The organism is Mycobacterium shunyiense, from assembly GCF_058270035.1.
The window spans coordinates 37,479-52,561 of sequence record NZ_JBZDPT010000018.1 but is presented as its reverse complement, the minus strand read 5'-3'; the positions used below and the strand labels follow the sequence as shown (position 1 = coordinate 52,561).

Below are 15,083 nucleotides of genomic sequence, written 5' to 3'. Positions count from 1 at the left end.
CGCCCCTCCAGATGCGTACTGACCCTGAGCCAGCGTAGCCAGCGGGGCGGACAGCGTCTCCACAAGATCTTCACAAACGCTGCCCGTGACCACCACAACCTGCACTTAGAGTCGAATTCGTGAAGCGAATCCTGGTGGTCGACGACGAGCCGACGATCCTGTCCGCGGTGGCCACCCGGCTGCGCGCCGAGGCGTTCGAGGTCGACACGGCGGTCGACGGACCGTCGGCGGTGGCAACCGCAGCGGCGACCCAACCCGATCTCGTGGTGCTCGACGTCATGTTGCCCGGATTCGACGGGCTGGAGGTGTGCCGGCGCATCCAGGCCGAGCGCGTGGTGCCGGTGCTCATGCTGACCGCCCGCAGCGACGAGACCGACATGCTGATCGGTTTGGGCATTGGTGCCGACGACTACCTGACCAAGCCGTTCAGCATGCGCGAACTGGTGGCCAGAGTGAGGGTGCTGTTGCGACGCGTGGAGCGCGCAATTGGTGACCAACCGCTGTCGGTCGGCGACTACCGCATCGACCTGACCGAGCGCCGGGTACATCAGGGCGACCAGGAGATCCACCTGACCCGAACCGAATTCGACCTGCTGGCCTTCCTGGCTGGTCGGCCCCGCGCTGCGGTCCCTCGCGAGACACTGCTGGAACACGTCTGGGGCTGGGCTTCAGAGGTGGAAACCCGGACCGTGGACAGTCACGTCAAGGCATTGCGGCGAAAGCTGGGGTCGGAGCTGATCCGGACCGTGCACGGTGTCGGCTACGCCCTGGAGGTTCCGCGATGAGCGCTTGCGCGAAGAGCCGAGGATTCAGATGAGCGTCATCGCGGAGCTCTGGGACCGGCTACCGAGACCACTGGATCCGTTCGCGTCGTTCAAGGTCAAGACCGGTCTGCTGGTCGGAGGGGCCATCCTGCTGGCCTCGTTCACCTTCTGGATCGGCGCCAGCTGGCAGTTCCGGTACGCATTGCTCGCCGCGCTCGCCACCTCGCTGATCCTGACGCAGTTCCTCGCCCACGGCATGACCTCGCCGCTGCGCCAGATGACGGCGGCGGCGCGCGCCATGGCGCAGGGTGACTACAGCATCCGGGTACGTGCGACCTCGCGTGATGAAATCGGGCAACTGGCAACGGCATTCAACCAGATGGCAGCCGATCTCGGGGCTGCCGACGAGTACCGCAGAGGGCTGATCGGCAACGTTTCCCACGAGCTGCGCACGCCCATCACCGCGTTGCAGGCGGTCTTGGAGAACGTGGTCGACGGCGTCGTCGAACCCGACGCCGAGACCATGCGGATGGCGCTGTCCCAGACCGAGCGCCTCGGCGAGCTGGTGACCAACCTGCTCGACCTCTCGCGGGTCGAAGGCGGGGCAATTCCGTTGCAGATCGGCCGGTTCGACGTCGACGAGTTCCTGCACGAGGCCGTCGAACACGCTTCCATATCGGCTACGGGCGTACCGGTGTCCGTGCGGGTGTCCCCACCGGGCCTGAAGGCCGTGGCAGACCCGGCGCGGCTGCGGCAGGTCGTGGTCAATCTGGTGGACAACGCGATTCGGCACAGCCCGGCCGGTGGGCAGGTGACGGTGCTGGCGACCCGCAGGCTGTCTGGCCTGCGGCTCGAGGTGACCGATCAGGGCCCGGGGATCGCGTCCGCCGAACGGGAGCGGGTCTTCGAGCGGTTCACCCGGGGCGCCACCTCGGACGGCGGAACTGGCCTGGGGCTGGCGATCGCCCGGTGGGCAGTCGAATTGCACGGCGGGGTCATCGAAGTGATGGACACCGAGCCGGGATGTCGGATCAGGGTCAACATCCCTGACTCTGCGATGGGGGAGAGGTCGAGATGACGACAACAGTTTCAGGATTGCCGGTCCTTCCGGGGCCCGCATTGCCACGCCAGGGCGAACCGGGCTGGACGGTGTGGTCCCGTCGGGTGTGGCCCATCGACCCGCTGGCGTCGGCGCCGCGCCGGGTGCTGGTATCCGCGCTGGTTGCCGGGCTGATCGGTACCGCGGTGTGGCGGCTGTCCGTGCTCAGCGTCGGCTACCTGGTGGTCGGACTGCTGGTCTTCGGCCTCGTCTACGGCACCGCGCCGCGCCGCCCGAGTCGGTCCGAGCAGTTCGGCATCGGTTTGACGTTGGCGCTGCTGGCCGTGCCGGCGTTCCTGGCCGCGGGGTGGATGGGCGCGCTGTGTCTGGCGGCGGCCTGGATCATCGGCTGGTGCACGCTGGTCGGCGGCCGGACCTGGTCGGCGGTGTTCACCGGGCCTTTCCTGCCGTGGGTGCTGTTCGGCAGGTTGCGGAGTTGGGTGTACCAGGCGGTGAGGACCGCGCTACCGGCGCGCTCGGGTCTGCCCGGCCCCGGACGCGTCGCGGCGGTGGCCGGAGTCACCGTCGGACTGGTGGTGGTGTTCGGTGCGCTGTTCGCCGCCGCGGACCCCGCCTTCGCGCATCTGGCCGGCAACCTGGTGCCCTCGGTCGTCGGCGTCGATTTCTTCTCGCGGACAGCCGTATTCGGCATCGTGGTGACGTTCGTGCTGGGCGGTGCTTACCTGGTGCGGTTCCCGCCGCGTCTGGATGCGATGGCCCCGGCACCGATGCAGCCGGTGCCGCGGTGGGAGTGGGCGCTGCCGTTGGGGGTGCTCGACACACTGTTCATTGCGTTCGTCGCGGTACAGGCCACCGTGTTGTTCGGTGGGCACACCCATGTGCTGGAGACCGAGGGACTGACCTACGCCGAGTACGCCCGCCAGGGATTCTGGCAGCTGCTGTGGGTGTCTGCGCTGACGCTGCTGGTGCTCAGCGTGGTGATCAGAGTGGCGGGCCGGGCCAGCGCTTCGGACCGCCGCATGTTGCGGATCTTGGTCGGAACCCTGTGTGCGACATCGGTTGTCGTGGTGATATCGGCGATCCACCGGATGTGGCTGTACCAGCAGGCGTACGGCTTCAGCACCGAGAGGCTGCTCGTCATCACCACCGAGGTGTGGCTGGGTGCGGTGTTCGTGCTTGTCGCGGTGGCCGGCATCCGGATGACGGGCAGGTGGCTGCCGCGGGCCGTGCTGGTGGCCGGTGTCCTGGCCCTGCTCGGCCTGGCCACGTTGAACCCGGAACGGTTGATCGCCGACCGCAACATCGACCGCTTCGAGCAGACGGGCGCGCTCGACGCCGAGTATTTGTCCGGGCTGTCCTCTGACATCGATCCGGCACTACACCGCTTGCCTGCATCGGTGCGCGAGTGCGTGACCGCCCGGGTCCACGAGCCCGAGCCCTGGTACACCTTCAACCTGTCGCGCGCCCGGGCCGATCGGCCGACGAGCGAGGACCTTCCCGAGCACTGCTCGGCGTACTGGTCCGATCCGCAGTACCGGTAGCGGGCTGGATACGCCAGGCGAGAGCGAGCCCCGTAGCGCGTAACGCCGGCTGTGTCCTCTGTCCAGTGGGCTCGACAGAGAACACAGCCGGGTTGTCAGCTGTCGCTGCCGGACTTGTTGTTTCCGGATCCGGATCCGGTCTTACCCGTACTCTTGCCGGCCTTCCCTGCAGACTCCTTGCCAGCCTTGCTGACAGGGCCCTTGCCGGCCTTGTCAGTGCCTGACTCGCCGGGAGCTGCCTTGCTGATTCGGTCCTTGAGTCCAGAGACCGACTTCTGGACTCCGTCGCGAATGCCGTTGACACTCTTGTTGACTTGGTCGGTCGCATCCTCCATCGACGTGCGCAACCGCTGACCGGGCCGCAAGGAGGTAGTGGCGGTCTTGCCGGGGGCTGCCTTGTTGCCGGCCGAAAGATCGGTCGCGCCTGTTGAATTGACCTTCGTCGCGGCGGAAGGGGCATCCTCGGCCGTGGTCGCCTCGGTCGTCTCCTGCGCAACGGTGTCGGTTACGGCAGGGGTGGACGCGGATTCGCTGGGTTCGGCCGCTGGCGTGGCTTGGGTCACCGTGGACTGCGTCGCCGAGGCGGGTTCAGTGGGAGCCGGGTCTGCGGCCGGGGATTCGGCCGGTGTTTGTTCGGACTCGAACGGGCGACTGACGCCCGCGGAAGGGTCGACTGGCGTGCCGGCATCAAGCGAAACCATCGTTCCGGCCGCGATACTGGGGTCCGCAACCGAGGTGGCAGCGGCGGCAGGGAGTGGCGGCTCGAGGGCTCCCACTATGGACTGCGGAACCTTGATGAGCAGCTGTGTCAGTAGGCCTCCGTTGATAAATTGACCTGTACTGCCGGTTCTGCGGACCTCGACCAGGCCCCCGGTCGAGTTCAGGAAGTGGTCGACGGCATCGGCGGGAGCGTTGATCACCGCCCCGAGCGCTCCCAGCGCATCGCCGGCCTCCATGGCGTCGACGATCTTCTGGGCGGTGATGCCCGCGGAAACTAGTGGGGACCACGCCAGGTTCAGGGCCGGGTTAACGAGTGAAGAGAGCAGCTGTATTGGCGCAGTGATCGCATACGTGATGTCTCTGATGTCCTGCAGGACCATGGGTGGCACCGTGAGGAAGCCCTTCAGCCCCATTAGAGGGGATGAGATTCCCAGCAACGACATCACCGTGTTCTGGACAGTCTGGATGGCTGCCTGAGGCTGTCCCGATGCGGCCAGTTCTAAAGCTGTCTGCATCCCCGCTGGGAAAGTGACGGTTGCCCAATGCTGCATGCCCTCGGCAACTAGCGGGAGATCGCCGAACAGTTCGTGCCCGTATCCGTCAAGCTTGGCCTGAAACAACTCCAGCATCCCAGGAAGTGACCGTTCTGGCTGCGCCTCGATGTAGTCACCGATCTCGGTGAGATTCGTGGAGGTTGCCTCGAAGACCTGCATCCACCGCGTAAATGGGTCGACGAAAGTGGAAGCGGCAAGTTGCACCGAGGCCGACGAGATTGCAGGCACTTGGACATCGGGTAGTGGTGCTGGGACGGGAGCTATCGCGATGACGCTCGCTCCGGTCAGCGCTATGGCTGCAGATGAGAATGGGCGGAGAGCTGTGTGCATAGGAACCCCTTCGTGGGCGCTAGGTTTCGGCGACCGGGCGAAGGTATCTGGGAGTCAGCTGTGAAAACTTTCACATTCTGCGCAACCTTCGGATTCTTGTAGAAACACGTTCTAGTTTGCGTCTTCGCAAACGCTGGGTCTCATAATCCGCATGCTGCGCCGCCATATCGCGCTGGCCTGAGTCGGCTGCCAATCGCGAGTACCGACGGCGTGGCTTGCTGAGTCACCGACCTAGTCGGTACTTGCGAGGCGTGGCACCCACCCGACGACCGAACGCGGTGGCAAAGTGACTAGGAGTCGAAAAACCCACCGCCGACGAGATTTCCGTGATCGACAGTGAGGTTGTCAACAGCAGAGTCTTGGCCTGATCGATCCGGCGATCCAACAGGAATTGGTAGGGCGTCGTGTGGAAGGCCTGGCGGAATGCCTTGATGAATGTGCCCACCGGCATCGCGGCCAGCCGCGCCAGCGCGTCCAAATTGATCTCAGAATCCAAACTGTCATTGAGGTATTCGGTGATCATCGACTGGGTCCTGGCATCCAACGTGTCGCGCTCGGCCCGCTTGCGCGGACGATCGACTGTGAGGCTGTCGACAACCAGTAGTCGCAGCGTCTCCGCGGCCGACTCTGTGAGTAACCGCGCCACCGTGTCGTCGCGGCCCGAAACGCTCCCGATTTCTTCGACCAAGTGATGAATCAAGGGGTTTCGGTACCTGACTCGAGGGATCAGCACCGGATCGCCGATCGCGCGACCAGGTATGGCGATCTCGCAGTATCCCGCGGTGTCCCCTTGCATCAACACTGACGACGCGACGCCCGCAGGCCTCCACCAGATGTCGCCGGGACTGGGAGGAAGGCGGCCCGAGGGGCCCCAATCGAGCAGCATCTCCGCGGAGCGAATGGTTCCGTGCCGGTACACGTACAACCAGTGGTTGGCGTCGTCAGCGCCACACCAATCCGTGGGTGCGGATATCCGCTCGGTGGTGAAAGTGAAGGACAAGCCCCGGGCCGCGACGACGTCTTGCTTCAGGATTGTGCGCGGGGTCATGGGTCGATCGCCGTCCCACGGCTTCAACGCCATGCGCGGGATTGTATTCATCTCGATCTTCGGCTCAGGGCGATTTGGTCGCATTCAGGCCGAACGTGACCTAGCAAGCGCTTGGTTGCTATGCTGGGGCGATGGGGGACACTCCCGCCCAACCGGCGAGCAGACGCGACGAGCTGCTGGACCTTGCCGCGACGATGTTTGCCGAACGCGGACTGAAGGCGACGACGGTTCGCGATATCGCCGACTCCGCAGGAATCCTGTCAGGCAGTCTCTACCACCACTTCAAGTCCAAAGAACAGATGGTCGAGGAGGTCCTCCGGGATTTTCTCGACTGGCTGTTCGCCCGGTACCTGGAGATCCTCGACCAGGAGACCAGCCCGTTGGGTCGGCTCACCGGTCTGTTCATGGCCTCGTTCGAGGCGATCGAGCACCGGCATGCGCAGGTGGTCATCTACCAGGACGAGGCCAAGCGGCTTTCCGACATCCCGCAGTTCGGTTTCGTCGACGAGCGCAACCGGGAACAGCGCAAGATGTGGGTGGACATCCTGCAGCAGGGCATCGCCGACGGCTCGTTCCGTCAGGACATCGACGTCGACCTGGTGTACCGGTTCATTCGCGACACCACCTGGGTTTCGGTCCGCTGGTACCAGCCGGGCGGACCGCTTTCGGCCGAAGAGGTCGGCCGGCAATACCTCGCCATCGTCCTCGGCGGAATCACCGCGGAGAACGCGACTGTCAAAGGAGACAAGTAATGCCTGAGGCATACATCGTCGACGCGGTGCGTACGCCGGTCGGAAAGAAGAACGGGTCGCTGGCGCAGGTGCACCCGATCGACCTCGGCGTGCACGCGTTCCGCGCCATCTTCGACCGCAACGACGTCGACCCGGGTGCGGTTGACGACGTCATCGTCGGCTGCGTCGACGCCATCGGCGGGCAGGCCGGCAACATCGGCCGACTGACCTGGCTGGCCGCCGGATACCCCGAGGCCGTCCCCGGCGTCACCGTCGACCGGCAGTGCGGCTCCAGCCAGCAGGCCATCTCGTTCGGCGCCCAGGCCATCATGTCCGGCACGGCCGACCTGATCCTCGCCGGCGGCATGCAGAACATGAGCTGGATCCCGATCTCCTCGGCCATGGTGGTCGGCAAGGAGTTCGGATTCACCTCGCCCACAAACGAATCCAAGAGCTGGCTGCACCGCTACGGCGATCAGGAAATCTCGCAGTTCCGCGGCTCGGAGATTATCGCCGAGAAGTGGGACATCTCCCGCGAGGAGATGGAGGAGTTCGCCTACAACAGCCACCAGCGGGCGTTCGCCGCGATCCGGGCCGGGCACTTCGACAACGAGATCGTCCCGGTCGGTGACTTCGGTGTCGACGAGGGACCGCGCGAGTCGACGCTGGAGAAGCTGGCCTCGCTCAAACCGCTGGTCGAGGGTGGCCGGCTGACCGCCGCGCTGGCCAGCCAGATCTCCGACGGTGCGGCCGCGGTGCTGCTGGCATCGGAAGAGGCGATCAACAAGTACAACCTGAAGCCCCGCGCGCGCATCCACCACATCAGCGCCCGCGGCGACGACCCGGTGATGATGCTGACCGGCCCGATCCCGGCCACCCAGTACGCGCTGGAGAAAACCGGCCTGTCGATCGACGACATCGACACCGTCGAGATCAACGAGGCCTTCGCGCCGGTCGTGCTGGCCTGGCTCAAGGAGACCAAGGCCGATCCGGCGAAGGTCAACCCGAGCGGCGGCGCCATCGCGCTGGGCCACCCGCTGGGCGCCACCGGTGCCAAGCTGTTCACGACCATGCTCAACACCCTCGAGCGCACCGGTGGCCGCTACGGCCTGCAGACCATGTGCGAGGGCGGCGGCACCGCCAACGTCACGATCATCGAGCGCCTCTAGATTTCCCGCTGAACGAAGGCACCCCGAAACAACATTGTTTCGGGGTGCTTTTGTATCTGCCCACCAAGGGGTAGGTGTGGGGTCATGAGCACCGACGGTTCAACCTCCGACAACGAGAGTGCTCTGACCGTCGCCGTCGCGCTCGGTGCCAACGTGCTCATCGCGATTGCCAAGACGGTGGCTGCCGTCGTCACCGGAAGCGCCTCGATGCTGGCCGAGGCCGCCCACTCCTGGGCGGACACCGGCAACGAGGTGTTCCTGTTGATCGGAACCCGCAAGTCGATGAAGCCGGCCGATGCGCAACACCGGTTGGGCTACGGCCGGGCGAGCTACATCTGGTCGATGTTCGCGGCTTTCGGGCTGTTCACCGTAGGCTCGGTGGTGTCGATCTGGCACGGCGTCACCTCGCTCGGTGGGGAGGGGGAGGCGACGTCCTACGGATGGGCCTACGCGGTACTCGGGATCGCATTCGTGTTGGAGGGCACTTCGTTCGCTCAGGCGTTGCGCCAGACGAAAACCGGTGCGGTGCAGCGACGGATCCACCCGCTGCGGTATATCAGGGTCACGTCGAATCCGATGTTGCGCGCGGTGTTCGCCGAGGATCTGTCGGCATTGATCGGCCTCGCGATAGCGACGGCCGGCATCCTCGCGCACCAGCTCACCGGAAACGTGGTCTGGGATGCGATCGGCTCGATCCTGGTGGGAGTGCTGCTGGGGTGCGTCGCACTCTTCCTCATCGGGCGCAACATGGACTTCCTGACGGGGGAGGCGGCCACCCCGCTCGCCCGGAACAACGTGTTGCGGGCCCTGCTCGACCACGCCGACATCGAGCGGATCAGCTACCTGCACATGGAATGGGTTGGGGCGGCCCGGATCTACCTGGTGGCAGCCGTCGACCTGACCGGTGACGCGGCAGAATCCGATGTCGCCGCGCGGCTCAACGCGGTCGCCGACACCCTGCAGAGCCGGCCGGAGATCGTGCGCGCTGTCCTGACTCTCACGCGCCCGGGCGACACGACCGAGTTGCGGCCAGAACCACTCCCCGACTGGTACCTGTGAGTTAGCTCGGAGCCGTCGAAACGCGGCCAAACCGTGGACGCGGGCGTTTGCCTGCGCGCAGACTTTACCCATGACTGACCGGGGCACCGAGCAGCGCACAGATGCCGAGTGGCATGAGCAACCGGAGTTCCACCCCTACCATCACCCGGCGGCCGGATGGGGTGCGGCGAAGAGCGTCACCGAGTTCCTGATCCGCGAGCGTGAGCCGATCGACGGCCCCCGCGCGATCATGAAGATGAACCACGAGGACGGCGGGTTCGACTGTCCGGGCTGCGCCTGGCCCGACGACATCAAGGGCCTCAAACTCGACATCTGCGAGAACGGCATCAAACACGTCACGTGGGAGATGACCCATAAACGCTGCGGTCCGGATTTCTTCGCCCGGCACACCGTCTCCGAACTGGCGGCGTGGAGCGATTTCGCCCTCGAAGACCAGGGCCGGCTGACCGAACCGATGGTGTACAACTCCGAGACCGATCACTACGAACCGATCAGCTGGCGTGCCGCGTTCGACCTGGTGGGCAAGGCCCTGGCGGATCTGGACGACCCGAACCGAGCCGCGTTCTACACCTCGGGCCGGCTGGGCAACGAGGCCACGTTCCTGTACCAGCTGATGGCCCGCGAGCTCGGCACCAACAATCTCCCGGACTGTTCCAACATGTGCCACGAGGCCAGTGGCAGAGCCCTCACGGCGTCGCTCGGTACCGGCAAGGGCACCGTCGACCTGCAGGACTGGGAGACTGCGGACGCGTTGTTCATCATCGGTGTCAACGCCGCGTCCAATGCGCCACGCATGCTCACCGCGCTGGCCGAGGCCTATCGCCGGGGTGCGCAGGTCATCCACATCAACCCGCTGGTCGAGGCCGGCGCCACCAAGACCATCATCCCGCACGACTTTCTGCGGATGGCCACCTTCAAGTCCACCAGGACCAGCACGCTGAACCTGCAACCCCGGATCGGCGGGGACATGGCGCTCATCCGCGGAATCGCGAAAGCGGTTCTGGAACAAGCGGAAACCGATGCCAAGGCACTGGACGCGGAGTTCATCGCCCGCTACACCGCGGGGTTCGAGAACTACCGCGCAGTGTGCGACGCCACCTCATGGGACGAGATCGAATACAAGTCCGGTGTGCGCCAAGCCGATATCCGCAAGGCGGCCAAGATCTACAGCGACGCCGACCGCAGCATCATCAGCTGGTGCCTCGGCGTCACCCAGCACGAACACGGTGTGGACAGTGTGCGGGAGATCGTCAATTTGCTTCTGCTGCGCGGCAATCTGGGCCGCGAAGGCGCCGGCCCGTCCCCGGTGCGCGGACACAGCAACGTGCAGGGCAACCGCACCTGCGGGATCGACCACCGACCGAGTGCAGCCTTCCTCGACCGGCTCGCCGAGGTGTGCGGAATCGAGCCGCCGCGCGAGCATGGGATGGACACCGTGCGCACCATCGAGGCCATGCACCGCGACGAGGTCAAGGTGTTCGTCGGCATGGGCGGCAACTTCGCCAGTGCCGCCCCGGACACCACGTACACCTACGCGGGCCTGCAGAAATGCGATCTCACGGTGCAGGTCAGCACCAAACTCAACCGTAGTCATGTGATCCACGGTCGCCGGGCACTGATCCTGCCGTGCCTGGGCCGTACCGAAAAGGATCACCAGAAGGCCGGGGTGCAGTCCACCTCGGTCGAGGATTCGATGAGCATGGTGCATCTCTCGGTCGGGATGAAGAAACCCGCCTCACCGCACCTGATGTCGGAACCGGCGATCATCGCCGGGATCGCGCGGGCCGCGCTGCCCTCCAGCAGCACGCCGTGGAGCTGGTACGTAGAGGACTACGACCGGATCCGAGACACGATGGCCAAGGTGCTCAACGGTTTCGAGGATTTCAACCGCCGGGTGCGACTCCCACTGGGCTTCCGCATCAAGCAGCCCGCGCGGGAACTGATCTTCCTGACCCCGTCCGGTCGGGCCGAATTCTCGGCGGCCACACTGCCCGACGACAGCACCACGCCCGGCACCTTGATCCTGGCCACCGTGCGATCGCACGATCAGTGGAACACCACCATCTACTCCGACGACGACCGCTATCGCGGCGTCAAGAACCTGCGCACGCTGGTCTTCATGAATGAACAGGACATGGCCGACCGCGGGATCCACGAATTCGACGACGTCGACATCGTCGCCACCGCGCGCGACGGCAGCACCCGATCGTTGCGGCGCTACAAGGCCATCCCGTACAGCATTCCCCGTGGTAACGCGGCCGGGTACATGCCCGAGATGAATGTCCTGTGTGCCATCGGCGATTTCAGCACGCAGAGCAATCAGCCCATCATGAAGAATGTCAAGGTGACTGTGGAACGCTCCGCCTGATGCGCGCGTCCAGGTTGCTGTCGGCGCCCGGGCGGCTCGGCGGTTCGGTGATCATCGGAATCGGCGCTGGAACCCTCACCGGTGCGTTGACCGACACTCCGCTCGGCCTGCTGGTCGGGATCGCCTCAACAGGAGCAGTTTTCGTGCTCGCAGGCTGGATACTGCTGTGGCCCATGGACGCCGAGGCCACGCATCATCACGCACATCAGGAGGCCTTCAACCCGGTGGTCGAGGAACTCGTGATCGTGGCGGCCGCGGTCGGTGCCCTGGTCAGCATTGTCTTCATGCTCGTACACGGCGGTTCGCACAGCGATCCGACGGCGGCAACGGCCGCCCTGGCCGGCGTTTTCATGGCATGGGCCGGCATGCACCTGATGTACGCGGCGCGCTACGCGAAGCTCTACTACACGCCGGCGGTGGGCGGTATCGACTTCAACTCCGACGACCCACCGGCATTCCGGGACTTCTTCTACTTCAGCTACAACCTCGGGATGACATACCAGGTGTCTGACACCAGCGTCACCGACACCACGATTCGTGGCGTGGCGCTGCGGCATTGCCTGCTGTCGTATCTGTTCGGCACCGTCATCCTCGCGACGACGATCAACCTGGTCGTCGGAATCGTGTCCAGCTGAGGTTCACACCCAACGGCTGCGCGGGGGCGGTGCCTGTGGCGTCACCCAGGCCTTGGCGTAGCGGTTCTTCCCGGCCCGCTGCGGGTCGCGGCTGCGGTAGATCACAAACGGTCGGACCAGATAGCCGATCGGTGCGCTGAACATGTGCACCAACCGGGTGTAGGGCCACAACCCGAGCAGGGCAAGCACTATCAGCACATGGGCCTGGAACGTCCACGGCGTTTCCGCCATCAACTGCGGCGCCGGATGAAGCGTGAACAAGCTGCGGAACCACGGCGACACCGTCTCGCGGTAGTTGTACGTCGAGAACACGTTGGTCAGGGTGTTCAGCATCCCGGTCGCCAGCGCCCCGACCAGCAGCAGATACATCACCTTGTCGTTGAGGGTGGTCGCGGTACGCACCTCCGGGACGGTGACCCGGCGGTAGAGCAGGATCGCCACTCCGGCGACGACGGCCACCCCGGCCACCGACCCCATGCTCACCGACATCAGGTGGTAGACGTGCTCGGAGACACCGACCGCTGAAGTCCACGACTGCGGGATCAGCAGGCCGACAACGTGCCCGGCGAGCACGCCGAGGATGCCGAAGTGGAACAGCGGGCTGCCCAGTCGCAGCAGCCTGCTCTCGTAGATCTGCGAAGACCTGGTGGTCCAACCGAATTGGTCGGCCTTGTAACGCCAGATGTGCCCGAGTGCGAACGAGGTGAAGGCGATGTAGGGCAGGGTCATCCACAACACGTTGCTCATTGCAGTCTTTCTCTCTTCGCGCAAGCGCTCATCGGTGTGTTCTCCTCTTCGCGCAAGCGCTCATCGGCGCGCCCCGGGTCCACTCACATCCATCGTCATCGGGTCCATCGCAAACGGGTCCAGACCGACATCCTCATCGGGCGGTCCTTCGGCGGCGAGCTGCGCGATACGGCGGCGATCGGCGCTGTTCACCGGCGGCAGTGTGGAAAGGACGGCGGCCAGCAGGCCGGCGTAGTAGGACCCGTTGTCCTGCAAGGACAGCCGCAACAGTTCGAGTACCGGGACGTGTTCGGCCAGCAGCCGCTCACCTTGGATCTGATCGACCGTCGCGGCGAACTCGAGCACCATGGGCAGGTAGTCGGGGAGCTCGGAATTCTCCAGGTCACCGACCTCCAGGCCCGCCTGGCGGTAGGCGTGTTTGAACCGCAGCAGGGCCATGCCGCGTTTCCGGGTGTCGCCGTAGGCGTAGTAGGTCAGATGCAGGCTGCTGCGCCGCTGCATGTCGAACGTCTCGACATAGTTCGACGCCCGCCGCATCGGATCTGTTCCGTCGAACTGATGCAGGAACTCCGTCAGCGGCACCCGAGCCGGGTCCGGCAGTTCCGCTGCGGCAGTCGCAAGCTGGTCGACGAGATCGGCCGTCTCGGCCGTGGGGTAGTCGAGCAACAGTGCGGCGATGCGCCACACCAGTCGCTGCTGGCGCTCGGACAGGGCCGAACCTGTACCGGTTCTGCGGCCGAGGGTGAGTAGCTTCATGTGGTCGGCAACAACCCGTCTGTGCTCCGGCCGTCCCAGTTGAGCAGGTTGACCCGCGTTGGATCACCCTGTGGAACAGCATCATTGGTGTGGGTCAGGTGGAACTTGTCCACCATGGTGTCGTAAGCGGTCATTCCCGGACCACCGTCTCCGTCGAGGCTGCAACCGGTCGCCAGGGCGTCGAGGCGGTGGGCGTCCGACCCGGCGCCGGTCGGGATGACATAACGGTCCTGATACTTGGCGATGGCCAGCAGCCGGTACATCGCCTCGATCTCATCGCCGCTCAATCGCACCGAGTCCGGGATGGTCTCGTCGAACTCCTCGCCGAGATTGGCCGCCCGCATGTAGGCGCGCATGGCCGCCAGTCGTTGCAGGGAAGCCCGAACCGGGCCGACCTCGCCCGCGGTGAACAACTCCGCGAGGTACTCGACCGGGATGCGCAGCGTGTCGATGGCGCCGAACAGGTTGTTCTTGTTCTCGCCGTCGTGGCCCGTCTCCTTCAGGATGTCTACCACCGGCGACAGCGGCGGCACGTACCAGACCATCGGCATGGTCCGGTATTCCGGATGCAGGGGCAGCGCCACCTGATAGTCGACGATCAGCCGGTAAACAGGTGAGTTCTGCGCCGCTTCAATCCATTCGGGGGAGATACCGGCCCGCTCGGCTTCGGCCACCACCCGAGGGTCATGCGGATTGAGGAACACACCGAGCTGTGACGGGTAGAGGTCCTTGTCGTCGGTGACCGAAGCGGCCTCCAGCACCGCGTCCGCGTCGTAGAGCATCACGCCGATGTAGCGGAGTCGCCCCACACAGGTCTCCGAGCACACGGTGGGGATACCGACCTCGACGCGCGGATAGCAGAACGTGCACTTCTCGGCCTTGCCGGTCTTGTGGTTGAAGTAGATCTTCTTGTACGGACACCCGGTGACGCACTGGCGCCAGCCTCGGCACTTGTCCTGATCCACCAGCACGATGCCGTCTTCGGAGCGCTTGTAGATGGCGCCGGAGGGACACGCTGCAGCGCAGGCCGGGTTGAGGCAGTGCTCACAGATCCGCGGCAGGTAGAACATGAAGGTCTGCTCGAACTCGAGCTTGACCTTGTCGGATATCTCGGCGACCTTGGCCAGCAACGGGTCCCGGCCCACCTGTTCCGGACCGCCGCCCAGGTCGTCGTCCCAGTTGGCGCCCCAGGTGACCTTGGTGTCGCGTCCGGTGATCAGAGATTTGGGCCGCGCCACGGGCGTGGTGTCCATGGCCGGCGCCGACAGCAGGTTCTCGTAGTCGTATGTCCACGGGTCGTAGTAGTCGGACACCGTGGGCAGGTCCGGGTTGGCGAAGATGTTCAGCAACCGCTTGAACCGGGAGCCGGACTTCAGGGTGAGCTTGCCACGCTTGTTCAGCGTCCAGCCGCCCTTCCAGCGCTCCTGGTCCTGGTACTGGCGCGGATAGCCTTGTCCTGGGCGAGTTTCCACATTGTTGAACCAGACGTACTCGACACCGCTACGGTTCGTCCACGCCTGCTTGCAGGTGACGCTGCAGGTGTGGCAGCCGATGCACTTGTCGAGGTTCATCACCATCGCGAGCTGCGCCATGACTCTCAT

General features: G+C 65.2%; 13 protein-coding genes. 8 read left to right on the top strand and 5 right to left on the bottom strand.

All coding sequences use genetic code 11. The features are described from left to right. Window positions 1-119 precede the first annotated feature (119 nt). The 3 genes from AC4ELS_RS12025 to AC4ELS_RS12015 are packed head-to-tail and all read left to right on the top strand — an operon-like array spanning window position 120 to window position 3,365. Window positions 120-785: a response regulator transcription factor gene (locus tag AC4ELS_RS12025; RefSeq protein ID WP_448445590.1), complete on the top strand. Its 666-nt coding sequence runs from the start codon at window positions 120-122 to the stop codon at window positions 783-785. A gap of 37 nt (window positions 786-822) precedes the next feature. Beyond that, on the top strand, window positions 823-1,842 hold the full coding sequence (locus tag AC4ELS_RS12020; RefSeq protein ID WP_448445669.1) for a HAMP domain-containing sensor histidine kinase: 1,020 nt from the start codon (window positions 823-825) through the stop codon (window positions 1,840-1,842). Further along, the gene (locus AC4ELS_RS12015; protein WP_498887343.1) at window positions 1,839-3,365 is read left to right on the top strand and encodes a DUF4153 domain-containing protein; all 1,527 of its coding nucleotides are present in this window, start codon (window positions 1,839-1,841) and stop codon (window positions 3,363-3,365) included. The genes AC4ELS_RS12020 and AC4ELS_RS12015 overlap by 4 nt, the downstream gene beginning before the upstream one ends. A 95-nt stretch (window positions 3,366-3,460) precedes the next feature. Here AC4ELS_RS12015 and AC4ELS_RS12010 read toward each other — a convergent pair whose 3' ends face one another. Together AC4ELS_RS12010 and AC4ELS_RS12005 are read right to left on the bottom strand one after the other, a co-directional pair. After that, window positions 3,461-4,867, bottom strand: a complete 1,407-nt coding sequence (locus AC4ELS_RS12010; protein ID WP_499047513.1) for a hypothetical protein — start codon at window positions 4,865-4,867, stop codon at window positions 3,461-3,463. 325 nt (window positions 4,868-5,192) lie between these two features. Then, window positions 5,193-6,050, bottom strand: a complete 858-nt coding sequence (locus AC4ELS_RS12005; RefSeq protein ID WP_499047512.1) for a helix-turn-helix transcriptional regulator — start codon at window positions 6,048-6,050, stop codon at window positions 5,193-5,195. A 98-nt stretch (window positions 6,051-6,148) separates the two neighbouring features. Between AC4ELS_RS12005 and AC4ELS_RS12000 the strand changes: the two genes are divergently transcribed. The 5 genes from AC4ELS_RS12000 (at window position 6,149) to AC4ELS_RS11980 (ending at window position 11,979) form a co-directional block, all read left to right on the top strand. Beyond that, window positions 6,149-6,769, top strand: coding sequence for a TetR/AcrR family transcriptional regulator (locus AC4ELS_RS12000; RefSeq protein WP_498888192.1), 621 nt, complete (start codon window positions 6,149-6,151; stop codon window positions 6,767-6,769). Next, on the top strand, window positions 6,769-7,917 hold the full coding sequence (gene fadA6, locus AC4ELS_RS11995) for a steroid 3-ketoacyl-CoA thiolase FadA6 (protein WP_498888190.1): 1,149 nt from the start codon (window positions 6,769-6,771) through the stop codon (window positions 7,915-7,917). Before AC4ELS_RS12000 ends, fadA6 begins: the two co-directional genes overlap by 1 nt. A gap of 84 nt (window positions 7,918-8,001) precedes the next feature. After that, a complete protein-coding gene (locus AC4ELS_RS11990) occupies window positions 8,002-8,976 on the top strand; it encodes a cation diffusion facilitator family transporter (RefSeq protein ID WP_498888188.1) in 975 nt (324 codons plus the stop codon). A gap of 70 nt (window positions 8,977-9,046) precedes the next feature. After that, complete coding sequence (locus AC4ELS_RS11985) at window positions 9,047-11,344, top strand: FdhF/YdeP family oxidoreductase (protein WP_498888186.1); 2,298 nt, start codon at window positions 9,047-9,049, stop codon at window positions 11,342-11,344. Then, a complete protein-coding gene (locus AC4ELS_RS11980) occupies window positions 11,344-11,979 on the top strand; it encodes a DUF1345 domain-containing protein (RefSeq protein ID WP_055117862.1) in 636 nt (211 codons plus the stop codon). The genes AC4ELS_RS11985 and AC4ELS_RS11980 overlap by 1 nt, the downstream gene beginning before the upstream one ends. A gap of 3 nt (window positions 11,980-11,982) precedes the next feature. On the opposite strand, the gene narI is transcribed toward AC4ELS_RS11980, so the two are convergent. The 3 genes from narI to narH are packed head-to-tail and all read right to left on the bottom strand — an operon-like array spanning window position 11,983 to window position 15,083. Beyond that, window positions 11,983-12,726, bottom strand: a complete 744-nt coding sequence (gene narI / locus AC4ELS_RS11975) for a respiratory nitrate reductase subunit gamma (RefSeq protein ID WP_064883731.1) — start codon at window positions 12,724-12,726, stop codon at window positions 11,983-11,985. Between the two features lie 60 nt (window positions 12,727-12,786). After that, window positions 12,787-13,482: a nitrate reductase molybdenum cofactor assembly chaperone gene (narJ, locus tag AC4ELS_RS11970; protein WP_064958060.1), complete on the bottom strand. Its 696-nt coding sequence runs from the start codon at window positions 13,480-13,482 to the stop codon at window positions 12,787-12,789. After that, complete coding sequence (gene narH, locus AC4ELS_RS11965) at window positions 13,479-15,083, bottom strand: nitrate reductase subunit beta (protein ID WP_064883727.1); 1,605 nt, start codon at window positions 15,081-15,083, stop codon at window positions 13,479-13,481. Before narH ends, narJ begins: the two co-directional genes overlap by 4 nt.